The organism is Acinetobacter bohemicus ANC 3994 (assembly GCF_000367925.1).
GTDB classification, from domain to species: Bacteria; Pseudomonadota; Gammaproteobacteria; order Pseudomonadales; family Moraxellaceae; genus Acinetobacter; species Acinetobacter bohemicus.
On sequence record NZ_KB849164.1, the window covers coordinates 500,888 to 527,283 of the forward strand.

The following is a 26,396-nucleotide window of genomic DNA, read 5'->3' on the forward strand; positions in this document are numbered from 1 at the left end:
AAACAAATTTAAGTCTAACTAGATTCTATAAAGCACCGAGTCAAAGGACCACAAGTCACCCGACTTATTTCTTTCAACCCATATCAGAGATGGTAATTCGATATGAGCGTTTCTTCTGTAAATCCTGCCCCTAATTCTACTAACGAATACTATTTGACTCGCCAAAGCCAAATGGAATCCAATGTTCGTAGCTATCCACGTAAATTACCGTTAGCGATAGCAAAAGCTTTAGGCTGCTGGGTTACTGATGTTGAAGGTACAGAGTACCTCGATTGTTTGGCTGGGGCAGGGACTTTGGCTTTAGGCCATAACCATCCTGCGGTTATTCAAAGTATTCAAGATACTTTAACGAGTGGTCTCCCATTACATACTTTAGATTTAACAACGCCTTTAAAAGATGCATTTACTGAAGCATTACTTGAACAATTACCTGGTGGTAAAAAAGAGTATTGTTTACAGTTCTGTGGTCCATCTGGTGCAGATGGTACAGAAGCAGCAATTAAATTAGCGAAGACGTATACTGGTCGTAGTTCAGTGATTAGCTTCTCAGGCGGCTATCATGGAATGACGCATGGCGCTTTAGCCATGACAGGTAACTTATCTGCAAAAAATTCGGTGAATGGCTTAATGCCAGGCGTACAGTTTATGCCATATCCGCATGAATACCGTTGCCCACTGGGTCTTGGCGGTGAAGCAGGTGTAGATGCCTTAACTTACTTCTTTGAAAACTTTATTGAAGACGTAGAAAGTGGTGTAACTAAACCTGCTGCCGTGATTCTTGAAGCAATTCAAGGTGAAGGCGGTGTTGTTACAGCACCAACCAAATGGTTGAAAAAAATCCGTGAAGTCACTGAAAAACACAACATTGTGTTGATTCTTGACGAAGTTCAAGCTGGTTTTGCCCGTTCAGGTAAAATGTTTGCCTTTGAACATGCAGGCATTGAACCTGATGTTGTGGTGATGTCAAAAGCAGTAGGTGGTAGCTTACCGCTTGCAGTTCTTGGTATTAAGCGCAAATTTGACGCTTGGCAACCTGCGGGTCACACAGGGACTTTCCGTGGTAACCAATTGGCGATGGGTACTGGTCTTGCAACAATTAACACCATTAAAGAGCAAAATCTTGCGCAAAATGCACAAGAACGTGGTGATTTCTTACAAGCTGAATTTAAAAAATTAGCAGTAGAATTCCCATGTATCGGTAACGTACGTGGCCGTGGCTTGATGTTGGGTGTTGAGATTGTAGACGAACGTCAAACAGCAGATCACATGGGTTCATTACCAGGTGATTCTCAATTGGCAGCGGCTATCCAAACGGCTTGTTTCGATAACAAATTGTTGTTAGAGAAAGGCGGTCGTAACGGTACTGTAATTCGTTTACTTTGCCCACTCATCATCACTCAAGCTGAATGTGAAGAAGTACTTGTTCGCTTTAAGAAAGCAATTGCTGAAGCACTAGTTGCAGTACGAGGCGCATAATGGTTGATTTTGCAGAACATCGTAAAGCATTACTCTGCAATGATGCTCAGTCTATTGCTGACTACGAGTCAGCAATGGGTGAGGCGACTAAAGCAGTCGCAGCATGGTTGCACAATGACAAAATGTACACAGGCGGTAGCATTAAAGAGCTACGCAGCGCAATTGCGTTTAACCCTTCAAAAGAAGGTTTAGGTGTACACAAGTCGCTTGAACGTATGGTTGAGCTTTTCCTCAATAAAAGCTTGAAAGTACATCATCCGCATTCACTTGCACATTTGCATTGCCCAACGATGGTGACTAGCCAAATTGCGGAAGTGCTGATTAATGCAACGAATCAATCGATGGACTCATGGGATCAAAGCCCAGCGGGTTCGTTGATGGAAGTTCAATTGATTGATTGGCTTCGTCAAAAAGTCGGTTATGGTGCAGGTCAGGCGGGTGTATTCACTTCTGGCGGTACACAGTCGAACTTGATGGGTGTATTGCTGGCGCGTGATGCGTGTATTGCGAAAAACTGGAAAGACGAAAACGGCAAGCCGTGGTCTGTTCAGCGTGATGGTATCCCTGCGGATGCGATGCGTAACGTCAAAGTGATTTGTTCTGAAAATGCACATTTCTCTGTGCAAAAGAACATGGCAATGATGGGCATGGGCTTCCAATCGGTTGTGACTGTTCCTGTCAATGCAAATGCACAGATGGATATGGATGCCTTGGAAAAAACCATGGCTGATCTGCAAGCGGCGGGTAAAATCGTGGCATGTGTGGTTGCAACTGCGGGTACGACCGATGCAGGCGCAATTGATCCATTGAAGAAAGTACGTGAAATCACCAACAAGTATGGCGCGTGGATGCATATCGACGCAGCATGGGGTGGTGCACTCATTCTTTCGAATGACTATCGTGACATGTTAGATGGGATTGAATTGTCTGATTCTGTGACGCTCGATTTCCACAAGCATTATTTCCAAACCATTTCTTGTGGTGCGTTCTTGTTGAAAGACGAAGCGAACTACCGTTTCATGCATTATGAAGCTGAGTACTTAAACTCGGCTTATGATGAAGAACATGGTGTGCCAAATCTTGTGTCGAAGTCACTACAAACCACACGTCGTTTCGATGCGTTGAAATTGTGGATGACGGTAGAATCATTAGGCGAAGAGCTTTATGGTTCAATGATCGACCATGGTGTGGTTCTAACGCGTCAAGTTGCTGATTATATCAATGCAACGGATGGTTTAGAGATGTTGATTGATCCACAATTTGCTTCTGTGTTGTTCCGTGTGATTCCTGAAGGTTATCCAACAGAATTGCTTGATACATTGAATCAAAACGTCGCAGATGAATTGTTTGCGCGTGGAGAAGCGAATATTGGTGTTACTAAGGTTGGTCAAGTTCAATCCTTGAAAATGACCACTTTAAGTCCAGTCGCGACTTTAGATAACGTGAAGAATTTGCTTAACCTTGTGTTAGCAGAAGCAGATCGTATCAAAGGGCCAATTCAAGCTGGTACTTATGTGACAGCAATTGACTAAGCGAATGTAAGTATTTAAGTTAAAAGAAAAGCCAGTTTTATAACTGGCTTTTTTTATACATGTTAGGAGGTCTTGATCAAAGCATAAAAGCATCTCTTTCTACGCTTTGATCATTTCAATAGCATTCTCTAAAGTAAGTTGTTGATCATAAAATCTGTGTATAAAGACCCTCATTCACATAATTATTCATTAATTTAAAAAGTATTGAATCAATCAATTTCACATGATCAGTGAATCGTAATATTGCTTTTTTTAATTGCTTTAATTGATGGGTTTTGTACTCAAGTCATTACTTTTATTCTGTATTGCCTTGATTAAAAAAGCTTGGTCACACTGCTGAAAATTTATAATCAGTAAAAATGAGGTCATAAATATTGCAGCAATATATTTTTCAATGTTGCGTGCATTTATAGATATGTATTTAAAAGGAGCAGGTTGGTGGCTTCTTTTCATTGTAAAATTAAGCTGCCAAGATTGGATTAAATCTAATTTTTTGAAGTCATTTTCGATACATATTCGGGTGGTGATCTGTCAGAAAACATGCTTTTATAGCTTATTTATAGTCAAATATTTGGTGTGGTTTATGGCAAATAGCTATAAATCATCATGTTTTCTAAGTCATCATGGCTGATATTGCATTGATCATGCGTTGTATAAAACATTATAGGATGATCTTTTGTCATAAATATGCTCATTGAATATTTCTCTAAATTTTTAAGTCAAAACAAAGTGTTATTTATTTTTATAAAGTGCGTGAATAGGGTGAATACATAGATAAATTTACTTAAAATATACAGATCATTAAAGTGTCATAAAGCTGTAACTTCATTGTCATATTTTAAACTCAAAATGCAGATATCGAAAAAGTACAAAACTTTATAAAAAAGTAGCGTGCTTCAAAATTGCATCTAATGAAGAGAGAAAAGAATGCGCTTAAATCACCTCGCACTTGCTTTAGCAGTTTCAGGAGCAGTTGTAGCAACAACAGCAAATGCAGCTCGTGACACCATCCAAATCGCTGGTTCTTCAACTGTTTTGCCATACTCAAGTATTGTTGCAGAAGAGTTTGGTAATACTTTCCCACAATTTAAGACACCTGTTGTTGGTTCTGGTGGTACATCTGGTGGTTTAAAGCAATTCTGTCAAGGCGTAGGTGATAACACAATCGACATCGCCAATGCATCTCGTAAAATTAAAGATACTGAACTGGCTGCATGTAAAAAAGCTGGTGTGAATCAAATTATTGAAGTAAAAGTCGGTTATGACGGTATTGTCTTTGCCTCTAACTCAAAAAAAGCTGCTTATAAACTTCGTCCACAGCATGTATTTGCAGCTTTGGCCGCACAATTACCATCAAATGGTAAGTTAGTTGCAAACCCATACACGCATTGGAATCAAATTGACAAAGCACTTCCGAATGAACCAATTACATTGGTCATTCCAGCTTCTAACCACGGTACACGTGAAGTGTTCCAAGAAAAAATGGTTGAAGCTGGTTGTGAATCTTATGCATATTTTAAGAATTTAGACAAAGATGCACAGAAGAAAGCATGTTCGACTTTCCGTAAAGATGGCAAAGTGATTGAAATTTCTGGTGACTATACTGAAACATTGGCACGTTTAAAGACGTCTCCAAGTGCAGTGGGTGTGTTTGGTCTAGGTTTCTATGACCAAAACCGTGACAAATTACGTGTAGCGACTGTAAACAATGTGGTGCCATCAGAAAAAACAATTCTAAATGGTTCTTACCCAGTATCACGCCCATTGTTCTTCTATGTGAAAGGCGAACACCTTAAATCAATCAAAGGTTTACAGCAGTATTCTGAATACTTCTTAAACAAAAAAGTTTCAGGTAAAGGTTCTAAATTAGAAAAAGCAGGTCTGATTTCAATGTCTGATAAAGAACGTGCAAAAGTTCTTGCAGATTTTAAAGCAGGCAAAGCGGTTAAGTAATTAGGATGAATAAGCTGATGTTAGGAGAATTCTTAGCATCAGCTTTTTTGCAAAATAAGGTTTTTTCAAAGCATGAAAATTGAAAAAATGCCGGAGAATACATGAATCTGCTACTCATAGGTGTGTTATTGGCATTGATTGCCGTAGCCTATCAAATCGGGTTATCTAAAAGCCGTAACCTAGCAGGTAAGGGAAATAACTCTGCGAAGTTGCACTCTCGTCCCGGATATTACGGTGCATTGGTTGCTTTATGGTGTGGTATCCCTGCTTTTTTAATTTTACTTGTTTGGAATTTGGTTGAAGCCAACGTTTTGCAATATTTAATTTTACAAAATGTTCCAACGAATATTACCGCAAATTTAGATGTCGCTGGTATAGATGTACTGATTGATCGAGTTAAAGCCATTGCTTCAGGTTTTGGTGTGAGTGACACACCGGCAGCTTATGAAGTTGCAGCAGCAGAACACTTGGCGAAGTTCGAAAAAGTCAGTGAATTGGCAAAGTTTGCTGTCGTCATTTGTGCTGCAATATTAGGTTTAGTTTGGGCGAAGAAACGGGTCAGTCAAACTTATCGTGCACGTAATCAAGTCGAACGTACCATCAATGTTATTTTGATTTTATGTTCTGGGGTTGCAATTCTGACAACGATTGGCATTGTGATGTCGATGTTTAAAGAAGCGGTCCATTTTTTCAATTTTGTTTCTCCAATTGATTTTTTCTTCGGAACTGAATGGAATCCTGGTTTTAGTACATCGGGAAATGCTGAAGGAAGTTATGGTTTACTGCCTCTTCTTTGGGGCACACTCATGGTCAGTGGTGTTGCATTATTGGTTGCCGTACCATTGGGTCTGATGATTGCGATTTACTTGGCGGAATATGCATCGCCAAAATTTAGATCTTGGGCAAAACCTGCCATTGAAGTATTAGCCGGTATTCCGACCATCGTTTATGGTGTATTTGCCCTGATGGTGATTGGACCCGCTTTGAAATTAATAGGTGCAACGATTGGCCTTGAAATTAATGTGACCAGTGCTTTAACAGCCGGTTTTGCAATGGGGATTATGATTATCCCGTTTGTATCTTCACTTTCAGATGACATTATTACTCAAGTCCCACGTTCATTACGTGATGGTTCTTTAGGTTTAGGCGCGACAAAATCTGAAACGATTCGTCAAGTGGTACTGCCTGCTGCATTACCCGGGATTACCGGTGCATTTTTATTGGCTGTATCCCGCGCTGTCGGTGAGACCATGATTGTGGTGCTTGCGGCAGGAAATAGCCCATTACTTCATGTTAATCCTTTTGAGGCCGTATCGACAGTCACCGTAACGATTGTGAAGCAATTAACAGGTGATACAGATTTCGCAAGCCCTCAAGCTTTGGTGGCATTTGCACTCGGTTTGACCCTGTTTGTAATTACGCTGTGCCTTAATATTGTAGCACTCTATATTGTGCGTAAATATCGTGAGCAATACGACTAATGAGTACTTCGAATACATCATCTATAGATCAGGCATTAGACCCTCGTGCAGCTGCGGAATTACGCGAAAAACGTAAAGCTAAAATTGCGAGTTCATTGTCCAAGCGCCATCGTAAAGAAAAAACATTTCGCTTTGTCGGTTTCTCTTCCGTCATTATCGGACTGGCCTTTGTTGCTTTATTGTTTGGCAGTATTTTGTATAAAGGTCTTCCCGCGTTTTGGCAAGCCAGTATGACGGTTCCTGTGTATTTTGATCCTACCTTGATTGATGCTGGTCCTAGACCAACTCAGAAAGTAGGTGAGTCTCCAGCACAGTATGAAGAGCGTTATGTTGACTGGCAAACTAAAATGGGCATGGTCGATTGGGATGCTTTAATCGTGAATGGTTTAATTGCAAAAGACCCTTCACTTGCGAGCCGTCGTGATGAGTTAAGTAGTTTATATACCAGTTCAGAAGCTTACCGAATTCGTGATATGGTTTTTAAAGATCCGTCTTTAATTGGCAAAAAAGTTGAGATGAACTTCTTAGCCGATGCCAATATTGACGTCTGGTTAGCAGATAATATCGATCGTTCTTTACCTGATGATCAGCAGCAATTGAGTCCAGAAGTGCGTCAACTTTCTGATGATTTAGCAGCGAAAGGCGTGATTGAGCGTACATTCAATACGCAACTTTTTACCAATCCAGATTCTCGTAGTTCTCCTGCAACAGCGGGTTTAGCGGGTGCATTCATGGGCTCATTGTTCATGATGCTGATCGTGATTTTTATCTCGATTCCATTAGGGGTGGCAAGTGCGATTTATCTAGAAGAATTTGCACCTAAAAATTTCATCACAGATATTATTGAAGTGAATATCAATAACCTTGCAGCAGTTCCATCGATTGTCTTTGGTTTGTTAGGTGCTGCGATCTTTATTGGTTGGATGCATTTACCTATTTCTGCACCTTTGGTGGGTGGTTTGGTGTTAAGTTTAATGACGCTGCCAACGGTGATTATTACAACACGTGCATCACTGAAAGCCGTGCCACCATCAATTCGCCAAGCTGCTTTAGGGATTGGTGCATCACGTTTACAAACTGTTTTTCATCATGTTTTACCTTTGGCTTTGCCTGGAATCATGACAGGTTCTATTATTGGTGTCGCACATGCTTTAGGTGAAACCGCACCATTGTTATTGATTGGGATGAGTGCATTTGTTGCCAATATTCCTGTCTCACCTTTAGATCAATCAACGGCTTTACCGGTCCAAGTTTATTTATGGCAGGGCAATGAATTACGTAACTTCTTTGAAGGACGTACTGCTGCTGCAATTATTGTCTTACTGGCGCTCATGGTGGGTTTAAATAGCCTTGCGATTTGGTTACGTAAGAAATTTGAAGTGCGCTGGTAGAGAGGGCAATATATGAATACTGTAACTGCATCAAAAACAAATTCCTTAGAACAGGACGAATCCGTGAATCAAGAACAGAAGCAATTTATCTCTCCCGAAGTGGATAAAAAACGTCAAGGGACTTCATTTGTTTCTCAATTTGATACCCAAACTTCGGCAAAAAAAGATGCAAAAACCGCTAATGTGAAAATTAGTACTTCAGATGTACACGTATATTATGGCGAAGCAGAAGCAATCAAAGGGATTGATCTGAATATTTATGAAAATGAAGTGATTGCTTTTATTGGCCCATCAGGTTGTGGTAAATCGACATTCTTGCGTACTTTAAATCGTATGAATGACACGATTGATTCGTGTCGTATCACTGGTCAAGTGATGTTAGATAATCAAAATATTTATGATCCGAACCTTGATGTGGTTTTACTGCGCGCGCAAGTGGGGATGGTGTTCCAAAAACCAAATCCATTTCCGAAGTCGATTTTTGACAACGTGGCTTATGGTCCAAAGTTACACGGTTTAGCGCGTGACAAATATGACCTTGAAGAAATTGTTGAAAACAGTTTGCATAAAGCGGGTCTTTGGAATGAAGTGAAAGATCGTTTAAATCAACCGGGCACAGGTTTGTCTGGTGGTCAACAGCAACGTTTATGTATTGCACGTACCATTGCGGTGAGTCCTGAAGTGATTTTGATGGATGAGCCGTGTTCTGCGCTTGATCCAATTGCAACGGCAAAAATTGAAGAACTGATTTCAGAGCTTTCAACTCAGTACACCATTGCCATTGTGACGCATTCAATGCAGCAAGCAGCACGTGTTTCTGACCGTACTGCTTACTTCCATTTGGGTGATTTAATTGAAGTAAATGCGACCGAAAAAGTCTTTACCCAGCCAGATCATCAATTAACAGAAGCCTATATTACAGGTCGTTTTGGTTAATCCAATGCCTGCATCAAAAAGAGCCAAAAGGCTCTTTTTTATTTTTTAATCAAAGATATATCGAGTTAAACTTATAGCTTCTAGAATCGCTTATTCTTTCTGTTGGGTTGAAATTCGCGTCATAAAAGAGGTTTTACCACGGCTGAAATGCTTATAAGAGTAATAGGATAAAAAATCAGACGATTTGGATCAAAAATCATATTGAATTTTCAATGTTTTGGCCTCATGTTAAAGCTAACCGTAAATACAATTAGAGAAACTATTTTATATGTTATTCCATACCCCGAAATTACCTGCTGAAATTCGAATCAGTCATTTAAATGCGCGTGTAAATGAACAACGTAAAAAAATTGCGCAAACAACAGCATCTAAATTTGAGTTCTTGCAACTCACTCAACAACTTTCAAAAGAAGCACGGTTACGTAAAAAGAATAATAAAAAAGTTTATGTCCTTGATTTTAAGGGTGATACAGCGGCATCTGCTGTAGAAAGTTTACGTGAAGAAATTACTTTAATTTTAGCAACTGCAAAAGTTGGACGTGATCGAGTGGTACTTCGCTTGGAAAGTCCGGGCGGTATGGTGCATGGTTATGGTCTAGCTGCTGCACAACTGGTACGTTTACGTGATGCTGGATTTAACTTAACCATTTGTGTAGATAAAGTCGCGGCCAGCGGTGGTTATATGATGGCATGTATTGCCAACGAAATTGTTTCTGCGCCATTTGCGGTGGTCGGTTCAATTGGTGTGGTTGCACAAGTGCCAAACTTTAATCGTTTGTTGAAAGAACATCATGTCGATTTCGAGCTATATACCGCAGGTCAATTTAAACGGACAGTCACCATGTTCGGTGAAAATACGGCTGAAGGTAAAGCAAAGTTCGAAGAAGAATTACAGCAAACACATGAGCTATTTAAGCACTTTGTTGAAAAATACCGCCCACAATTGAATGTTGAGAAAGTGGCTACAGGTGAGCATTGGTATGGTAAAGATGCACTTGAGTTAAATTTGGTGGATAAATTACAAACTTCAGATGAATATTTGCTGAGTTTATTGGCACAGCACGATGTCTATGTGATTGATACACGTCGTAAGCCGACTTTAGGTGAAAAGTTAGGTTTTCAGGCAGCACAAATTGCAGATGGTTTAGTACCAGCAGTTATGAATAAAATCATGGAAACTTTAGCGAGTAGCAACTCAAGTTTAGTGCAAATGCGTGATCCGAAACTTTAATCATAAAGTTTGATTATGTTTTTTAAAGCACACTTCGGTGTGCTTTTTTTAGCGATATTCAATACTTATGCTCATATTATTTCATAATGACTTGATTGTTTATCTATAAAATGGCGACGTTTCTTATTGTTTTGGGGCTAATGTGCATTGTCGGATTGCCAGTCTATGCCATTCTTTACATCATTCCTAAGGTCAAGCCAGATGATTGGAAAGCGGGTGCGCCATTTTTATTGATGCTTCCTGGATTTTTAATTTTTGGCTATGCACTGCATTTAAAGAGTGATCAGCCGATAACAGTGTCAACTGCTTGCGGTACTGTGCAGTATTATAAAAAATATTCTACAGGCGGACGTCATAGCAGGCATGAAAGTTTTGAGCGCATTACGCTACAACTCGATGATTCTCAATATTTTCGCCATTTTCGGTTTGTTGAAAGCTTGGCGCGTAAGCATAAAGACGATCATGTTTGTTTTGAATTTCATGATCGTCAGAAAAATTCACAGTTATCTGAATCAATAGTTTTAAAATGGATGAAGCCGATCTCGATACAGCAATAAAAAAATTGATCTAGACGCTTGGTTATTTCGGGATTAGCTAGGTTTGGAAACTTTAATTAAGCAGATCACGCCAGAAATAATCGCGCCAATGGTTGCCAGCAGCATATCTTGATGCGCATCCCAAATATCGCCTTGTTGTCCATTATAGTTTTCCGCATCTTCAGGCGATAAACCCATCGCAATCCACCATTCAATCCATTCATATATAAGGCTGCTGGCCATGACAAATTGAATAATAAGTAGAAATAAAACCCATGGTTTTAGGGTGGGAAGCCAGACTTGGAATAAGCGGTAGAAAAATGGATACAGCAATACGCCATAAGCAATATGCACTAAACGATCATACATATTACGTGACCAGCCAAAAGCTTGATTCATATCAAAGTCAAAATATTGAATCAACCATTCGTTGTAGGGTACATAAGAATATAAATAGTGTGCACCCATAATGTGAATCAGTAAAAAGCCAAGGTATAAAGTAAAGCTGTAAAAACTGAGACCAATCTTTTTAAAACAAATGAACAGGGCAATCAGCATCACTACTGTACCAATCTGATGCAGTATATAAGAGGATAATTCGAGCGGTTGAATACTTGCAATAATAATCGCAATGGCTAAAAAACCGAAAAGAAGCCAGTGTTTTAAGCTGAATTGGTATTCAATCATCTTGTTATTTTCGACTATAAAGTAGTGGAATTATAATGAAAAAGCGAAGCCGAAGCTTCGCTTTTTGCTACTAAAACTGAATTAGATTTTAGCGATTAAATCTTTAATTTGTTTGGCTTGTTCAGCTGCATTACCTGTATAAGTTGCAGGCGTCATTTCCGCTAAGCGTGCACGATCCGCAGCAGGAACAACTTCAAGCTCATGACCATTCACGAAATCTACCATCATTTCACGTGTCATCGCTTGACCGCGAGTAAGGGCTTTTAATTTTTCGTATGGTTTTTCTACGTTGTAACGACGCATAACGGTTTGAATTGGTTCAGCCAAAACTTCTTGAGCGTGGTCTAAATCTTCAGCAATACGTACAGCATTCAGCTCTAATTTACCAATACCTTTTAAGCAGGCATCAAATGCAATTAAGCTTTGTGCAAAACCAACACCCATGTTACGAAGCACAGTCGAGTCAGTTAAGTCGCGCTGCCAGCGAGAAATAGGCAGTTTTTCACCCAAATGAGCCAATACTGCATTGGCTAAACCTAAGTTACCTTCAGAGTTTTCAAAATCAATTGGGTTGACTTTGTGCGGCATCGTTGAAGAACCAACTTCACCTTCTTTCAAACGTTGTTTGAAGAAACCTAAAGAGATATAACCCCAAACGTCACGGTTAAAGTCGATCAAAATGGTGTTGAAGCGACGTAACGCATCAAAAAGTTCCGCCATGTAATCATGTGGTTCAATTTGCGTGGTGTACGGGTTAAATGCTAAACCTAAAGATTCAACAAATGCTTGTGAATGTGCAGGCCAGTTAATGTCTGGATAAGCTGAATAATGCGCATTGTAGTTACCTACAGCACCATTGATTTTACCCAAAAGTTCAACATTGTTAAATTGCTTGATCTGACGAGCAAGGCGGTAAGCCACGTTTGCCATTTCTTTACCCAAAGTGGTTGGACTAGCTGTTTGACCATGTGTACGAGACAACATCGCTTGTTCAGCATGCGTTTCAGCCAAAGTCGCAATTGCATCGATAATGCTTTGCATAGAAGCAACAAGAACGTCACGACCATTTTTTAACATAAGGGCGTGAGACAAGTTATTGATGTCTTCAGAAGTACATGCAAAGTGAATAAATTCACCTGCATCTTTCAATTCATCAATATGCGCAATTTTCTCTTTCAGGAAATATTCAACCGCTTTTACGTCGTGGTTGGTGGTACGTTCAATCTCTTTAATGCGGTTTGCATCGTCTTCCGAGAAATCAACTACGATGGCATCTAAAGCAGCATTGGTTGCTGCTGAAAAAGCTGGAACTTCAGTGATTTCAGGACGGTTTGCAAGCGCTTGTAACCAACGCACTTCAACAGTCACACGAGCATGGATTAAACCAAACTCAGAGAGGAAAGGACGGAGAGCATCACATTTGCTCGCGTAGCGTCCATCTAATGGAGAAAGTGCGGTTAAAGCGTTCATAGCGATTCCTTAAACTTTGGAATTAAACGTAAAACAAAACTCGCACGGCATCAGTTAAACCACCTGATACTGTAAACGAGCAAGATCTTGAATGTCTTGGAGCAGCTTACGCTTACTGAAAATCATGCCCCATGAACTGCCACCCAACTGACGCCATAAATGTGCCATTTGTAAGCCAGTAAACAGGGAAGCGCGAATACGATTGGTGTGAGAAGCGTCTTTGAAGGCTTCTGCATTGCCTTTCACCATAATGCGTGGATTAATTTGTCCCGCAGTTTCAATATAGGTTTGGGCAAGGTTGGCAATAATACTGGGATGCAGATAATTATTGTCAAAGAAAGACAGCTGTTTCAGAATTTTCTGTTGAGATTGTTCAATAATCTCAACGAATTTAGGATTGCCATAGACTTTTTTTTCTAACTGCAACAGTGCCATGGCATAGCCCATCGGCAATTTGGTGTTAGACAGTTTAGGTAAACGAGACTTAGGAGACGTATTAAAGGGTTGGGTAATACTGTTTTCTAGCGTTTTTAAGCCGAGGGAGATATCGGCAAGTTGATTGAAAAAATACAGGGTTTGACAGGACTCATTCGCCGTTGGGCGGATATTGAGGCTGGCTTTGATGAGTTTTTCTAAGTAGAAACCACCGCTTTCACCCATACTTTGCTGCCCCGACATGGCAGTCATATGCGTCAGCTGTGTCGCTTGAAACACAGCTGCTAATGCCAAAGCTCTATTTTGGCGAACATTCAAAGTTTGAGGCTGTTGAAAGGGTAACTCAGCCATGCCTATCGCTTCCTTTTAAATAAAATCAGGTTTTGGCGCATTGGTATGATGAATCACACCACCACCTAAACAAACTTCATTTGCGTAGAACACTACACTCTGTCCAGGAGTCACCGCACGTTGCGGCTCATCAAATTCAACCCGTACACCGTTGGGTGAATTCGGGTCTTTAAATAATACACAGGCTTGGTCAGGTTGGCGATAACGCGTTTTAGCCGTACAACGGAAACCTGTTTCAGGAATCTCTTGTTCGCCAGCTACCCAGTCAATCGCCTCACTCCAAAGTACTGTACTTTGCATCAGTGGATGTTCATGACCTTGACCAATCACGAGGCGGTTGTTTTCAATATCTTTATAAAGCACAAACCATGCACCTTCAGACTCGCCTTTTAAGCCGCCTAAACCAATGCCACCACGTTGACCGAGCGTATAGTACATTAAGCCGTGATGTTCACCAACCTCTTTACCCGTATCTAGTAGAATTTTTCCAGCTTGTGCTGGTAAGTATTGTTTTAAAAAGTCATTAAAACGACGTTCACCAATAAAGCAAATGCCTGTTGAGTCTTTTTTCTTCGCTGTGGCTAAACCCAATTCTTCAGCAATACGACGAACTTCAGGTTTTTCAATTTCACCGACAGGGAACAAGGTCTTATTAATTTCACGACCGTGTACTGCATGAAGGAAATAGGTTTGATCTTTATTTTGGTCAAAGCCGCGTAATAAAGGCGCGTATTCTTCACCACGTGAGTTGGTCATGGTTTCACCGCGACGGCAATAATGACCTGTGGCAATAAAGTCTGCACCCAAATTCACGGCATGGTCTAAAAATGCACGAAATTTAATTTCTTTATTGCATAAAATGTCTGGGTTTGGGGTGCGACCCGCAGCATATTCAGCCAAGAAGTGCTCGAATACACGATCCCAATATTCCATAGCAAAGTTAGCGGTATGCAGTTTGATGCCAATTTTGTCACAAACGGCTTGTGCATCGGCAAGGTCATCCATTGCCGTGCAATATTCCGTGCCATCATCTTCTTCCCAGTTTTTCATGAAAAGTCCTTCAACTTGATATCCCTGTTGAAGAAGAAGTGCTGCAGAAACAGAAGAATCTACACCACCAGACATACCGACGATGACACGTTGTTGCATAGGATTAGGCATCCAAATTTGAAATTAAAGGAGAGTTTTGGTGCTCATAAACGAGCGATAACGGATATTTTTGACCAGATAAAGCATCTTTTACGGCTTTAGTCACTAAGGGGCTACGTGCTCGTGCAGACTCAATCAGTTCATCTACAGTCATCCACACCGCACCAATAATATCGGTATCGAGTTTAGCATCAGGATGATATTGAATATCATGTGCTAAAAAGCAAAAACGATAATAGGTGCGATCGGGGAACATTGGCGGTGTATAGGTATATATACCGAGCAATGATTCAATTTCGACATCATAGCCCGTTTCTTCCATGGTCTCGCGAATTGCGGCTTGAATAAGCGTTTCACCACATTCAACATGACCCGCAGGCTGATTGAATACAGTATGCGTAACACCTTCAGTATGTTCTTCAACAAACAGGAATTTTCCGTCTTTTTCAACAACTGTGGCTACGGTAACGTGAGCTGTCCAAGTGGTCATAAAAAAGAACCATGGGAGTAAAGGGGTATTCTACAAAATTTAGGGCGTGGTGGCTATGTTGATTGCTTTTTTCTTTGAGCGTTTGAAATAGACGATAACTCACTATAAATGTTAGCTTATCAATTTTTTGAAATAATGGTTAAATAATAGTCGTGGAACACGACTAGTCACGTAAAACGCCCAATCGGGTAGGGTTGGGTATTTTACAATGCGCTATCATATTGATTTTATATGACAATGTAATTGCATTTCGTATAAGTGTATGATGTTAATTTTAGAAAGTTCTTAAAAAATGAAGAAATTAGAAATCATCTTTTCAGTAATTTTAGTCCTAGCTATTTTATGGGGCATACAATGGATGTTTCATGGTTTTCCAACAGGAAATTGAAACCATATTCCTGTTTATTTAAGATAATCTGTATTATGTTAATTATATAAAAATAATGGATATACAATACAATGAATGGGTTTTGGCGAATTTTTTGGATATTACATATATTGGGTTTTATAGTTTCATTTCTAGTTTTCTTTCCAGTAATATTTGCTCTCATTATATTTTTTATAAATTTAACATTAAGTCTTCTTATGTATACGGTTTTTATATTCATTAACAAATATAAAGTTAAATACTTGTTAAATATATTATTTTCTATAGTTTTAGTGGCTGCTTTAATCTTTTTTATAAGCTTCTTTTTTACTAGTTTAGAAAATGCATTCCATATCATGATATATGCTTTAATCTATATAGGAATTCAAATTTTTTTAAAAGGACTTGCTGAAGATTAATATTAAACGTTACATAAGAAGTCCATTTAACATAAGCCGTTATACGAAATTGAGCTGTTAGAACCCATTTAAGTATTATGTTTCATCATTCAATAGAAGTTCAACTTATGTACTTAAGTGAATATTCATCATGATTAGTCAGTAGGATTGATATAATTATTTGCCACTTTTACATAGTTCTGTGCCGAATAAGGTAAAAATTCCAGTTCTTTTTCTGTTAGTGGACGAACCTGTTGTACTGGGCTTCCAACATACAAATAACCACTTTTTAAGACTTTACGGGGTGGTACTAAACTGCCTGCGCCAATCATGACATCATCTTCAATAATCACGTCATCTAAAACAATGGTATTGATGCCAATTAAAACTCGATTACCCACAGTACAGCCATGCAAAGTCACATGATGACCAATGGTGACATCTTCGCCAATAATGAGCGGTGAACCATTGGGTTTAGCTGTATTTTTATGGCTGACATGCAACATAGCATGGTCTTGTACATTAGAGTTTTTGCCGATTTTGATATAATTGACATCACCGCGAATGACTGCAAAAGGCCAGACTGAAACATTTCCAGCCAAAGAAACTTCACCAATGACGACAGAAAGATCATCAATATAACAAGTAGCGTCAATTTTAGGATGGTGATCTAAATAAGGGCGAATATTCTTTTTCATGATGAGCAGTCAATATTGAAGGGCTACAGGAATTATAAAATAAAAAAGCACTCATACCAAAGTAGAAGTGCTTTATCTTTAGTTTAAGGCTGAATAAAAATTATTAGGACTTAATTAAAATAAATTACTAAAGAATTGTTTGATATGGTCAAGCATTTTTGCAAAGAAACCTGCTTCTTCAACATCTTGAAGCGCAACAAGAGGTTTTTCTGAAATAACTTTACCATCTAGGCTAGCAACATATTTACCGACTACTTGACCTTTTTTCAGCGGAGCCGTGAGTTTAGGTTGCACAACCAATTGAGTTTTAATGGCATTGGCTTGACCTTTCGGCAAAGTGACATTGAAGTTTTCAGCTAAGCCAATTTTCACGTCATTTTCTTTACCGTACCAAACTTTAGCTTTAGCTAAAACTTGATTGGCAGGCTGTACTTTTACCGTTTCAAAGTTTGCATAACCCCACGCTAAAATTTCACGGGTTTGTGATGCACGCTCGTTCATGCTTGGCGCACCAAAAATCACTGAAATTAAACGCAGTGGACCACGTTTAGCAGAAGTGGTTAAACAGAAACCTGCTTCATCCGTGTGACCGGTTTTTAAACCATCGACACTTGGGTCAGTATAAAGCAAGGCATTACGATTACCTTGTTTAATCCCATTAAAAGAAAATTCTTTTTCAGAGTAAATTGGGTAATATTTTGAGCTGTCGTGAATGATATGTTGCGCAAGGGTTGCCATATCTTTTGCAGTCGAGTAATGACCTTCAGCAGGCATACCTGTTGAATTGATGAAGCTGGTATTTGTCATACCAATACGTTTTGCTTCTTCATTCATCATGTGGGCAAAAGTACCTTCATTACCCGCAATATGTTCTGCCATAGCTTTAGAAGCATCATTACCTGATTGGATGATAATCCCACGCAGCATTTCTAATGCTGTTGCAGTACCGTTAAGGGGTACGTACATACATGATTCCGTGCTACTACCACGACACCATGCAGATTCGTTCATACGAACTTTTTCATCTTCTGTGAGGTCACCACTCAACAACTTTTGTTCGATGATATAACTGGTCATCATCTTCGTCATTGAAGCAGGTGCTAATTTTTCATTTTCATTTTTCGATGCGAGGATTTGCCCCGTCTCATAGTCCATCAAAACATAAGATTTATTATTGAGTTCTGGAGGTGCAGATAAGACAGTTGCTGCGTAAGTAAAACTTGGTAATAGTAATAATGCAGCAAGGGCGCTTTTGTGGGTCATTCGAGGTGATTCCAGTATCTTGATATAAGCACAAAGAGCTTAGCATTTTAGGATAAAGCCACACCGACTTCTACGGGGAAATCGGCTTATTTCAAAAGTATTGTAACCAATTTGTATCAATTACTGTATGTGGTCAATTCTTGGCAAATTTCTTTATTTTTAACATCACCTGCTTTTTTCGCATCCGACTGTGCTTCCGCTAAAATGCTTTTAAAGCTTTTCTGCTTGCTCAGTTTTTGCAGTGCATTTACGGGGTCTTGTTCTTGTGGTAAATATTCTTGTGCCAGTTTTGCATAACCTTTTTTGAATTGATCATTTTCTTTGACCAAACTTGGGCAAACTTCGGATAAAACATAAATAGCCGCAAGTTCTTGTTGGGTGATTTTTTGATTTGGAGTAACTTCAATATTTTCATCTTGTTGCGTAGCTGCATGGGTAACAGAAAGGGTCATGAGCGCAGTGGTCAAAAGACCTAAAGAAAGAGATTTGAACATAGATAATTTCACTTAAGCAGACCTAAATTATTTAAAAACAGAACAATAACAATATAGGTAAGCTTAACTGTATTTTGACTTATTGTAAGTACACAAATGTATCGAAGCTGTTGAAAATTGCAGTCACAATGAAAGGGATTTGGCATCTGGTTTATGGATAAAAAATAGGGCATGAAAATGAATTTTCCGTGCCCTGAGAACAGACTTAATATGGCAGATCGCCTATTTAGAAATGCCTTATATATTATGCTTCGTAATTTACTACATCATCACAAACTGATTTTTGTTCATCTTTACTGGTTTCTTTTGCAGCTTCACGTGCTTCATTCAGAATTGATTTATATTCAGTATCAGATTGAATTTTATCAAAACTCATGGCTTTATCTGAATAATTTTGCAGATAAGATTGAATCAGTTGATGCGTGTTGTGATCAAATTTTGCATTTTTACCAATGATTGCAGGGCATACTTCAGTCATGACTTGAGCTGAAGCAATATCTTCTTTAACCATAGTGTTGGCTTCAGCTGGTGTTAAACCCTCATCAGCTAAAACGGCTTGTGATAATAGCGCTGCAACGCCTAAGCTGAGTAAGCTACGAAATGAGATCAATTTAATCATTTTTTAGTCACATATTTTGAATGGATGTCGGGCATTAAATATATATAATTCTTTATATAATTCAATAAAATGTTCTTACCAGTCATTTTTAACCATTACGAGATTTTTTAAGTGAATATATTAATTGCCAACGATGATGGTGTTTTTGCTCCCGGTCTTCAAGCGCTTGCGCATGCTTTAGCCCCACTGGGTCGTGTGGTTGTTGTTGCGCCTGAAAGTGAGCGTAGTGGTTTTTCCAGTGCTTTAACTTTAGATCGACCCTTGCGTCCCATTCAAATTTCACCTGATGTTTGGGCTGTGAATGGAACGCCAGCAGATTGTGTGTATTTATCTATGAATGGTTTATTCGATTTTGAATTCGATCTGGTGGTCAGTGGAATTAACAGTGGGGCTAATTTAGGTGATGATGTGCTTTACTCTGGAACAGTGGGGGCCGCTTTTGAAGGTCGTTTAATGAAACAACCTGCGATTGCCGTCTCGATGGCAGGGCAAAATGTTCGGTCCTATGAGCATGCCAAAGATTATGCGACTGCCGCTCAATGGGTGCATGATTTTATTGCCGCAGGTTTACCGGTGTTACCGCCACGTCACATTTTTAATGTCAATATTCCAGATGTGGCTGTATTACAAGGTGCAAAAATTACTTATCAAGGTCGACGCAGCCAATCAAAACCGATTACCAGCCATGTAGACCCACGTGGTCGTCAAGTCTATTGGATTGGTTTGTCTGGTGAGGCAGTGGCTGATCCGCAAAAAGGCTTAACTGAAATAGAGTCGGATTTTTTTGCAGTGGCGAATGGTTTTGTAAGTATCACGCCGATTCAAATGGATGCTACAAATTATGAGATTCTAAATACATTACAAGCGCAGTTTTCCAAATAGGGTCAAGTAGTGTTATAACTTTGTGAAAATACAGGACTGAAATTATTTTTCACATACTTTTTTGCTAATCTTAGCGTAAATCAATAAATACATTTGTATGTAGAGAGGAAGATTAATGCACTTGGTGTCACAATATCGCTTATTTGCTGTGCCTTCAGCCTTGTTGAAAACCATAGTGTTGTCTACGGCTGTTATTTCCACTGTCATTTTGAGTGGTTGCGCTTCAAAACCACAAATTAATAATGTAACGCGCTATGCAACAGCACCAGACTATTATACCGTTCGATCTGGAGATACCTTAAGTGGGATTGCCGCACGTTATGGTTTAGGTTATGTCAGTGTTGCGGAAATGAATGATATCGCGTCGCCGTATCGTATTTATGTGGGGCAATCTTTACGTTTAAAAGATTCCGGTTCGCGTCGTAGCACAACGACACAGGCGGTGACACAAGCTGCACCGATTCAACGTCAAACAGTGCAACTGCCAACCAATCCAGCTAAATCGACGGCACCTGTGGCGGCGAATATCCCTACAGCGCCAGTATCATCCTCTAAAGTATCGGCTTTACGTTGGGTGAAACCAAGCAATGGCTCAGTCCTCCAAAACTTTAATTTAGCCAATAATATTAAAGGTATTCGCTATGCGGGAAATGTCGGTGATGCTATTTATGCGGCAGCCGATGGGCAAGTGGTTTATGCAGCCGATGGTTTGAAAGAATATGGTAATTTGATTCTGATTAAACACGTTAATGGTTATATTTCAGCCTATGCACATAACAGTAAAATGAACGTGAAAAGTGGCGAAAATGTGACCGCAGGTCAGAAAATTGCAGAAATGGGTTCATCAGGTACAACGCGCACTATGCTAGAATTTCAAGTGCGTTTAGATGGCAAGCCAATTGATCCAACTCAAGTTTTACCTATTAATTAAATAAATTAATACAATGCATTAATTTCACCGTATAATACAATGAGTTGCTTTTATCGTAAGGTAAAGCATCTCATAAGTTCAGAGGGAAATTTATGTTAGATCAACTTCGAGCAATGGGTGTATTTGCTTGTGTTGTAGAAAAAAATTCGTTCAGTGGTGCAGCCCGTGATTTAGGCATCACCACAAGCGCGGTCAGTCAGCAAATTCGTTCTTTAGAACAAGAGATGGAAGTTACACTTCTGCATCGTTCGACCAGAAAGTTGAGTTTGACTGAAGCGGGACAAGCTTTTTTCCACAGCTGCCAAGAAATGCTTGCTGCTGCAGAGCGCGGAAAAATACGAATCAATGAGCTGCGTGATGACCTGATTGGCGATTTGCGTATTGCAACGACACCAGAGTTGGCTGCAAATCATGTTATTCCAGCATTATCACATTGGATGTCGGCTCACCGTGGTTTAGCAGTTCATATAGAAGCAGATAATCAATATATTGACCTCATTGATGGTCGTATCGATATTGCATTGCGAATGAGTTCAAAAATTGAAGATAGTAATTTGCATATTGTGCCGCTTGCTCGTGTTGAGCAGGTTTTGGTTGCATCACCAAGTTATTTGAATCAATCAGCGCCAATTTCACGTCCTGAAGATTTAAAAAATCATGACTTAATTCCAATTAATGTGATGAAAAATTATCAAAGTTTCTCATTTAAACATGGCATAACAAATGAAATTGTTAGTTTAGATATGAGATCTCGATTGACCTCAAATAATGTTTTGGTCGCCAAAGCATTGTGTCAACAAGGGCATGGTATTGCTCGAATTTTATATTTAGATGTACAAAAAGATTTAATCAGTGGCGCTTTGGTTGAAGTGTTACCAGAGTGGAACTTACCCACTTTTACTTTGTATGCCATTATTTCAAAATGTGAACAACAGCCAATGAAAATCCATCGTTGTCTAGAAGCATTAAAACAATATTTCTGCCAATTACCTGGTGGTAGAATCTATCAAGACGCTTCATAAAAGCAAATAAGTATTAAAAAAAGCCGCTATTAGCGGCTTTTCATATTTTTAGATGGAATATAACGATGTAAAAACTTAAGCTAAAAATGCTTTAATCATTTTCACCAGTCGTGCAATGAGTTGATCTGCTTGTTCTTGAGTGATGTTTAAAGTCGGCAGTAGGCGAACCACTGAACCTGCTGTAACGTTAATAATCAAATGATATTCATCACGTGCGATATTCACCAACTCAGCACACGCTTTTGGTAGTTCAATGCCAATCATTAAACCAAAACCACGTACCGTCACATTTTGATCGACTAACTGTTGCTTCAGTTGATCAACAATATAAGCACCCATTTTCGCAGCATTATCCACAAGGTTTTCTTTTTGAATCAGATCAATCACTGTATAAACCACACGTGAACCCAATGCAGTTCCGCTGTAGGTTGAACCATGATTACCCGCAGTCAGTACACCAACACCACGCCCTTGCGTCATCACTGCACCAATCGGAAAACCGTTGCCTAAACCCTTGGCTGTGGTTAAAACATCTGGAACAACGTTAGTGTGTTGGTAAGCAAAATATTTACCAGTACGACCATTCCCTGTTTGAACTTCATCCAGCATCATTAACCAGTTATGCTGGTTACAAATTTGACGAATTTCATCTAGGTAGCTAAAACCTTGAGGTGCTGTATTTACACCGCCTTCACCTTGAATCGGTTCAACAAAAATAGCCACAATGTCAGGATGGTTAATAGCGGCTTCCTGAATAGCTTCTATATCACCAAAAGGTACGCGAATAAAACCTTCAACCAACGGGCCAAAACCTTCTTGAACTTTTTTATTGCCCGTTGCAGAAAGGGTTGCCATAGTACGGCCATGGAAAGAATGATCCGCAACAATAATTTTAGGATGAGCAATACCTTGCATAAAACCAAATTTACGTGCAATTTTAATTGCACCTTCATTGGATTCGGCACCACTGTTGGAGAAGAAAATTTCTTCCATTCCTGAAACTTCAGCAAGTTTTTGTGCCGCCGCCGTTTGCCATGGCACTTCAAATAAATTACTGGTGTGAATAAGTGTTGCCGCTTGATCAGCAATGGCTTCAGCAATCACAGGATGGGCATGACCGAGACCACAAACAGCAATACCTGTGAGCGCATCAAAATATTCAGTGCCATCTTCTGTATAAAGATAAGAACCTCGACCGCGAACAAAGCTGATCGGCTGACGACCAAATACTGGCATCAAATGTGAAGGTTGATCAGGTTGTACGGGCGCAAGGGTAATGTTATTCATGACTAACTCTTATCTGTTAGGTGGAAAAATAAAAGTTTATATAAGCAAAATCTACCCAAGAATAAAAGCCTTAATAGAAATAAAAATGGAAATATTGCTTTAGTCATACTGTTTTGCTAAGTTTTGGGTATAATGCGAGGCAGATGAGTTGAGGATTTATCAATGACTGAACAAGCACGCGATACTGAAGCGTTAATTCGTGACCAAATTGCTAAACATGCAGTACTTCTTTATATGAAAGGTACTCCGCAATTCCCACAATGTGGTTTTTCTGCACGTGCGGTAGAAGCACTCAGTCAAATTGGTCGTCCATTTGCTTATGTAAACATTTTGGAAAACCAAGACATTCGCGCAATGTTACCGCAAATCGCAAATTGGCCGACTTTTCCACAATTGTGGATCAATGGCGAATTAATCGGTGGTAGTGATATCATGCTTGATATGTTCCAAAAAGGTGAATTAAAATCTTTAGTAGAACAATATAGCCCAGCAGCTGAAGCTTAATTCAGTTGTTGTAAAGCATAAAAAAAGCGCCTAGTGGCGCTTTTTTTATGGCTATTTTTAAGAAGCAGATGACTCTACTTCTAGTGCAGCATCAACCGTGTTTTCAGATTCGACAGTTTCAGCAGGAGTCGGCTGTTTTTTAGCTTTTTCTTTGTTCTTTTTTTTGTTCTTTTTCTTTTTTTTGGTTTTTTTTGACTCTTCTTCAAATTCTGCACCATCTTCAATGGCTTGCCAATATTCAAGTTGTTCCATTACCGCAGCATAAATTGAATTTTTGCTATAGCGACCTTTCTTATTTAAGGTGCCGACAGGACGAGCCATGAGAATTTCTAAGGCTTGATCAATCGTTTGAATGGCATGAATATGGAACTGGCCCTTTTCCACCGCTTCAATCACATCATGGCGTAACATGAGATGTTGCATATTTTGGCGTGGAATAATGACACCTTGTTTACCTGTTAAACCTTGAAGTTTACATGCATCAAAAAAGCCTTCAATTTTCGCATTTACCCCACCAATCGGTTGAACTTGACCAAGTTGATTCATTGAACCTGTAATGGCCCAAGATTGGTCGATCGGTAGTTGGCTAATCGCAGACAATAATGCAGAAAGTTCAGCTACTGTTGCACTGTCGCCATCCACTTGACCATAGCTTTGTTCGAAGGCGAGGGCAGCAGAAAAATGTAAGGTTTGTTCACGACCAAAGTGTGCTTTTAAGAAGCTGGACATCAGTAACACACCTTTGGCATGTAATGAGCCACCCAGCTCTACACTACGTTCAATATCCAGAATATCACCGCCACCTTGATAAACTGACGCCGTTAAACGTGAAGGTAGACCAAACTCAACATCCGCATAGTGAATGACTGAAAGCGCATTAATTTGACCTAGACGATGTCCTCTAGTTTCAATCAACTGCGTACCACGAGACAAATCTTCCCAATATAATTCACGTAAATATCCTAAGCGGTATTTACGGTGATCTAGAGCAGTATTGATATGCTTATCTGAAACGGTTTTATCATCCGCTTTGAGCGCATGATGGTGTGCTTCACGAATCAAATCGCCTAAAGTTAAAGCATGTAATGACAATGAACTTTGATCTTCAGCTTGACGACTGGAATCGGTTAACAATGCAGCTAAAGCAGAACGGTCGAAAGGCAAGAGTTTGTCTGATTGCACATAGTCGGCAATCAATTGCATATAAGCCTGCTCATTGGTGTCATTACGTTGTAATGTATCTGTAAAGTCAGCACGGATTTTAAATACGCTGCCGAGTTCGGGTTCAACTTCTAAAATTTCATAATAAACTTCAGGTTCTGCAAGTAAAACCACTTTTAAATTCAATGGAATAGATTGAGGTTCAATTGAAATGCTACCGGTTAAAGTCAGCATATGTTCCAGTGAAGAAAGTTTTAATTGCCCAGATTTTAAAGCCCGTTTTAAACCTTGCCATGCATACGGTTGTTCAAGCAGTTGCTCCGCTTCCAGCATTAAAAAGCCGCCATTGGCTTTATGTAATGTCCCTGGGCGAATGAGGGTGAAATCTGTGGTGATGGTACCATTTTGAGTTAATTGTTCCACATGACCCAATAAATTATAGTGGGTGGGGAAGTCTTCAAAAATAACCGGTGCACCAGAATTTGGTTTATGTGAAACAATAATATTGGCTTGATAACGTGCAGGAACACGACTAAATACCCCCGGGGTAAAGTCATCTTCTTCTTGTTCAAGCACAATTTCGACATTATTAATAATGTCTTCAGCATAATATTTTAAATAGTCTTTTAAGCCTTCGACGTCAGCAAACTTATTTAAAATTTGCTCAATACGCGGCATCACCACTTGTTTTGCAATATCACGATTTAAAATTTGTACTTTATCGCGTGCATCATCTTCTAAATCGCCTAAATGTAAACCTAAGCGTTCTAGCTTTTTGTCCATGTAACGCATGTTGGCTGAAATTTCAGCCCGTTCTTTGCTATTTAAGGCGTTAATTTCCTCAGTGGTCATTTCTTCAGGTGAATCATTAATGAAATGTACTGGAACAAAGCAATGTTCTTCATTACGCGTAATCAATTTTAAATCAAGCGCTTCACCTTCTTTGGTCAGTTCAATCAGCGCGATTTGTTGTTCATCGCCAGTGTGTTGGCGAATGAGTTCGATGCGATTGTGATAAATTTCAGCGGTAAAACGACGTTCTAATTGTTTTAAGATGGTTTTCCATGCTTGGTGCAGCATGGTTTGAAATTTGGCTGCTTGCCCTGAAGGAAGTTCTAATGCAATCGGCTGCCGCGGAAGTTTAAAGTTATAAACATAGACCCAGTCATTTGGCGTAGGCATGGTTTTAGCATGTTGTTGTAATAAACGCTTAACCATGGTGCGTTTACCTAAACCGGCAGTACCCACAGCAAAAATGTTATAGCCTGAATAAGGTAAAGCAATCCCTGCTTCTACCGAGGCGCGTGCACGATCTTGCCCCAAAAAGTTGTTGAGTGGCTTCAGTCGGCGCGTTGACGCAGGAATTTTTTCAAAATTAGGAATATGCGTCAGTTGTTCAGATTTTAGTTGGGTTTTTTCTAAGGTGCTTTGTATTTCTGCTTGTTCAAATGCTGAAGTTAAAATGTTTTGGCTTGGTTGTTCATTGTTGCTAGTAATATTGGCAGATAAAGAAGCGTTCATTTGCTCGAGTCTTTGGGTCACTGTTAAGTCCAAAACGAAATATTGCGATAGAGGTTTAAGGTATACAGGTTTGTTTGAAAAATTCAAGCAGCCATGATGCTTTAATCGATAAAATAAAATAATGATTTCGT

23 protein-coding genes are annotated in these 26,396 nt (G+C 39.5%); 12 read left to right on the forward strand and 11 right to left on the reverse strand.

The genetic code is table 11. The annotated features are described in order from the left end of the window. Positions 1-102: 102 nt before the first annotated feature. The 8 genes from F994_RS02295 (at position 103) to F994_RS02330 (ending at position 10,557) form a co-directional block, all read left to right on the forward strand. Positions 103-1,476: a diaminobutyrate--2-oxoglutarate transaminase gene (locus tag F994_RS02295; protein ID WP_004648420.1), complete on the forward strand. Its 1,374-nt coding sequence runs from the start codon at positions 103-105 to the stop codon at positions 1,474-1,476. Beyond that, complete coding sequence (locus F994_RS02300) at positions 1,476-3,008, forward strand: pyridoxal phosphate-dependent decarboxylase family protein (RefSeq protein ID WP_004648421.1); 1,533 nt, start codon at positions 1,476-1,478, stop codon at positions 3,006-3,008. The genes F994_RS02295 and F994_RS02300 overlap by 1 nt, the downstream gene beginning before the upstream one ends. A 927-nt stretch (positions 3,009-3,935) precedes the next feature. After that, positions 3,936-4,961: a substrate-binding domain-containing protein gene (locus F994_RS02305; RefSeq protein ID WP_004648424.1), complete on the forward strand. Its 1,026-nt coding sequence runs from the start codon at positions 3,936-3,938 to the stop codon at positions 4,959-4,961. A gap of 101 nt (positions 4,962-5,062) precedes the next feature. Further along, entirely contained in the window at positions 5,063-6,442 is a 1,380-nt protein-coding gene (pstC, locus tag F994_RS02310; protein WP_004648425.1) for a phosphate ABC transporter permease subunit PstC, read from the forward strand. After that, on the forward strand, positions 6,442-7,833 hold the full coding sequence (pstA, locus tag F994_RS02315; protein ID WP_004648426.1) for a phosphate ABC transporter permease PstA: 1,392 nt from the start codon (positions 6,442-6,444) through the stop codon (positions 7,831-7,833). Before pstC ends, pstA begins: the two co-directional genes overlap by 1 nt. A gap of 12 nt (positions 7,834-7,845) precedes the next feature. Then, positions 7,846-8,769: a phosphate ABC transporter ATP-binding protein PstB gene (gene pstB / locus F994_RS02320; protein WP_004648427.1), complete on the forward strand. Its 924-nt coding sequence runs from the start codon at positions 7,846-7,848 to the stop codon at positions 8,767-8,769. 268 nt (positions 8,770-9,037) lie between these two features. Next, entirely contained in the window at positions 9,038-10,000 is a 963-nt protein-coding gene (gene sohB, locus F994_RS02325; RefSeq protein ID WP_004648428.1) for a protease SohB, read from the forward strand. Between the two features lie 95 nt (positions 10,001-10,095). Continuing rightward, a complete protein-coding gene (locus F994_RS02330; RefSeq protein ID WP_154649938.1) occupies positions 10,096-10,557 on the forward strand; it encodes a hypothetical protein in 462 nt (153 codons plus the stop codon). A gap of 33 nt (positions 10,558-10,590) precedes the next feature. Here the strand turns inward: F994_RS02330 and F994_RS02335 are convergent, their stop codons facing one another. The 9 genes from F994_RS02335 to F994_RS02380 all read right to left on the reverse strand — a co-directional run bounded on the left by F994_RS02335 (position 10,591) and on the right by F994_RS02380 (position 18,957). Continuing rightward, positions 10,591-11,223 (reverse strand): DUF2238 domain-containing protein, encoded by a 633-nt coding sequence (locus tag F994_RS02335; RefSeq protein ID WP_004648430.1) that lies wholly within the window; start codon positions 11,221-11,223, stop codon positions 10,591-10,593. Between the two features lie 81 nt (positions 11,224-11,304). Next, a complete protein-coding gene (purB, locus tag F994_RS02340; protein WP_004648431.1) occupies positions 11,305-12,693 on the reverse strand; it encodes an adenylosuccinate lyase in 1,389 nt (462 codons plus the stop codon). A 54-nt stretch (positions 12,694-12,747) separates the two neighbouring features. Continuing rightward, positions 12,748-13,479, reverse strand: coding sequence for a high frequency lysogenization protein HflD (gene hflD, locus F994_RS02345; protein ID WP_004648432.1), 732 nt, complete (start codon positions 13,477-13,479; stop codon positions 12,748-12,750). Between the two features lie 15 nt (positions 13,480-13,494). Further along, a complete protein-coding gene (mnmA, locus tag F994_RS02350) occupies positions 13,495-14,628 on the reverse strand; it encodes a tRNA 2-thiouridine(34) synthase MnmA (RefSeq protein ID WP_004648434.1) in 1,134 nt (377 codons plus the stop codon). Positions 14,629-14,632: 4 nt separating this feature from the next. Beyond that, complete coding sequence (locus F994_RS02355) at positions 14,633-15,118, reverse strand: NUDIX hydrolase (RefSeq protein WP_004648435.1); 486 nt, start codon at positions 15,116-15,118, stop codon at positions 14,633-14,635. Positions 15,119-16,038: 920 nt separating this feature from the next. Continuing rightward, positions 16,039-16,581, reverse strand: a complete 543-nt coding sequence (locus F994_RS02365) for a gamma carbonic anhydrase family protein (RefSeq protein ID WP_004648437.1) — start codon at positions 16,579-16,581, stop codon at positions 16,039-16,041. Positions 16,582-16,695: 114 nt separating this feature from the next. After that, the gene (gene dacC / locus F994_RS02370) at positions 16,696-17,844 is read right to left on the reverse strand and encodes a D-alanyl-D-alanine carboxypeptidase PBP5/6 (protein ID WP_004648438.1); all 1,149 of its coding nucleotides are present in this window, start codon (positions 17,842-17,844) and stop codon (positions 16,696-16,698) included. 116 nt (positions 17,845-17,960) lie between these two features. Next, complete coding sequence (locus tag F994_RS02375; RefSeq protein ID WP_004648439.1) at positions 17,961-18,338, reverse strand: MCR_0457 family protein; 378 nt, start codon at positions 18,336-18,338, stop codon at positions 17,961-17,963. Between the two features lie 244 nt (positions 18,339-18,582). Next, positions 18,583-18,957 carry an MCR_0457 family protein gene (locus tag F994_RS02380; RefSeq protein ID WP_004648440.1) on the reverse strand — a complete coding sequence of 125 codons (375 nt, stop codon included), beginning with the start codon at positions 18,955-18,957 and terminating at the stop codon, positions 18,583-18,585. Positions 18,958-19,068: 111 nt separating this feature from the next. Here F994_RS02380 and surE point away from each other — a divergent pair, with 111 nt between their 5' ends. From surE to F994_RS02395, 3 genes are all read left to right on the forward strand, one after another. Then, the gene (surE, locus tag F994_RS02385) at positions 19,069-19,839 is read left to right on the forward strand and encodes a 5'/3'-nucleotidase SurE (protein WP_004648441.1); all 771 of its coding nucleotides are present in this window, start codon (positions 19,069-19,071) and stop codon (positions 19,837-19,839) included. A gap of 115 nt (positions 19,840-19,954) precedes the next feature. Continuing rightward, the gene (locus tag F994_RS02390; RefSeq protein ID WP_004648443.1) at positions 19,955-20,770 is read left to right on the forward strand and encodes a peptidoglycan DD-metalloendopeptidase family protein; all 816 of its coding nucleotides are present in this window, start codon (positions 19,955-19,957) and stop codon (positions 20,768-20,770) included. A 92-nt stretch (positions 20,771-20,862) separates the two neighbouring features. Then, positions 20,863-21,792 carry a LysR family transcriptional regulator gene (locus F994_RS02395; protein ID WP_004648444.1) on the forward strand — a complete coding sequence of 310 codons (930 nt, stop codon included), beginning with the start codon at positions 20,863-20,865 and terminating at the stop codon, positions 21,790-21,792. A gap of 75 nt (positions 21,793-21,867) precedes the next feature. Here the strand turns inward: F994_RS02395 and F994_RS02400 are convergent, their stop codons facing one another. Continuing rightward, positions 21,868-23,079 carry an aspartate aminotransferase family protein gene (locus F994_RS02400; RefSeq protein WP_004648445.1) on the reverse strand — a complete coding sequence of 404 codons (1,212 nt, stop codon included), beginning with the start codon at positions 23,077-23,079 and terminating at the stop codon, positions 21,868-21,870. A gap of 162 nt (positions 23,080-23,241) precedes the next feature. Between F994_RS02400 and grxD the strand changes: the two genes are divergently transcribed. Then, entirely contained in the window at positions 23,242-23,583 is a 342-nt protein-coding gene (gene grxD, locus F994_RS02405; protein ID WP_004648446.1) for a Grx4 family monothiol glutaredoxin, read from the forward strand. A gap of 57 nt (positions 23,584-23,640) precedes the next feature. Here the strand turns inward: grxD and F994_RS02410 are convergent, their stop codons facing one another. Continuing rightward, positions 23,641-26,265 carry a Lon protease family protein gene (locus tag F994_RS02410; protein WP_167555790.1) on the reverse strand — a complete coding sequence of 875 codons (2,625 nt, stop codon included), beginning with the start codon at positions 26,263-26,265 and terminating at the stop codon, positions 23,641-23,643. Positions 26,266-26,396 lie beyond the last annotated feature (131 nt).

What these genes read in the sequence shown, in the direction of transcription:
- F994_RS02375 (WP_004648439.1), bottom strand. Translation starts at nt 18,338, where the DNA reads ATGTTCAAATCTCTTTCTTTAGGTCTTTTGACCACTGCGCTCATGACC.
- mnmA (WP_004648434.1), bottom strand. Translation starts at nt 14,628, where the DNA reads ATGCAACAACGTGTCATCGTCGGTATGTCTGGTGGTGTAGATTCTTCT.
- grxD (WP_004648446.1), top strand. Translation starts at nt 23,242, where the DNA reads ATGACTGAACAAGCACGCGATACTGAAGCGTTAATTCGTGACCAAATT.
- pstA (WP_004648426.1), top strand. Translation starts at nt 6,442, where the DNA reads ATGAGTACTTCGAATACATCATCTATAGATCAGGCATTAGACCCTCGT.
- F994_RS02305 (WP_004648424.1), top strand. Translation starts at nt 3,936, where the DNA reads ATGCGCTTAAATCACCTCGCACTTGCTTTAGCAGTTTCAGGAGCAGTT.
- F994_RS02380 (WP_004648440.1), bottom strand. Translation starts at nt 18,957, where the DNA reads ATGATTAAATTGATCTCATTTCGTAGCTTACTCAGCTTAGGCGTTGCA.
- F994_RS02410 (WP_167555790.1), bottom strand. Translation starts at nt 26,265, where the DNA reads ATGAACGCTTCTTTATCTGCCAATATTACTAGCAACAATGAACAACCA.
- hflD (WP_004648432.1), bottom strand. Translation starts at nt 13,479, where the DNA reads ATGGCTGAGTTACCCTTTCAACAGCCTCAAACTTTGAATGTTCGCCAA.
- pstC (WP_004648425.1), top strand. Translation starts at nt 5,063, where the DNA reads ATGAATCTGCTACTCATAGGTGTGTTATTGGCATTGATTGCCGTAGCC.
- pstB (WP_004648427.1), top strand. Translation starts at nt 7,846, where the DNA reads ATGAATACTGTAACTGCATCAAAAACAAATTCCTTAGAACAGGACGAA.
- F994_RS02395 (WP_004648444.1), top strand. Translation starts at nt 20,863, where the DNA reads ATGTTAGATCAACTTCGAGCAATGGGTGTATTTGCTTGTGTTGTAGAA.
- F994_RS02295 (WP_004648420.1), top strand. Translation starts at nt 103, where the DNA reads ATGAGCGTTTCTTCTGTAAATCCTGCCCCTAATTCTACTAACGAATAC.
- F994_RS02300 (WP_004648421.1), top strand. Translation starts at nt 1,476, where the DNA reads ATGGTTGATTTTGCAGAACATCGTAAAGCATTACTCTGCAATGATGCT.
- F994_RS02335 (WP_004648430.1), bottom strand. Translation starts at nt 11,223, where the DNA reads ATGATTGAATACCAATTCAGCTTAAAACACTGGCTTCTTTTCGGTTTT.
- sohB (WP_004648428.1), top strand. Translation starts at nt 9,038, where the DNA reads ATGTTATTCCATACCCCGAAATTACCTGCTGAAATTCGAATCAGTCAT.
- F994_RS02400 (WP_004648445.1), bottom strand. Translation starts at nt 23,079, where the DNA reads ATGAATAACATTACCCTTGCGCCCGTACAACCTGATCAACCTTCACAT.
- F994_RS02390 (WP_004648443.1), top strand. Translation starts at nt 19,955, where the DNA reads ATGCACTTGGTGTCACAATATCGCTTATTTGCTGTGCCTTCAGCCTTG.
- F994_RS02355 (WP_004648435.1), bottom strand. Translation starts at nt 15,118, where the DNA reads ATGACCACTTGGACAGCTCACGTTACCGTAGCCACAGTTGTTGAAAAA.
- purB (WP_004648431.1), bottom strand. Translation starts at nt 12,693, where the DNA reads ATGAACGCTTTAACCGCACTTTCTCCATTAGATGGACGCTACGCGAGC.
- F994_RS02365 (WP_004648437.1), bottom strand. Translation starts at nt 16,581, where the DNA reads ATGAAAAAGAATATTCGCCCTTATTTAGATCACCATCCTAAAATTGAC.
- dacC (WP_004648438.1), bottom strand. Translation starts at nt 17,844, where the DNA reads ATGACCCACAAAAGCGCCCTTGCTGCATTATTACTATTACCAAGTTTT.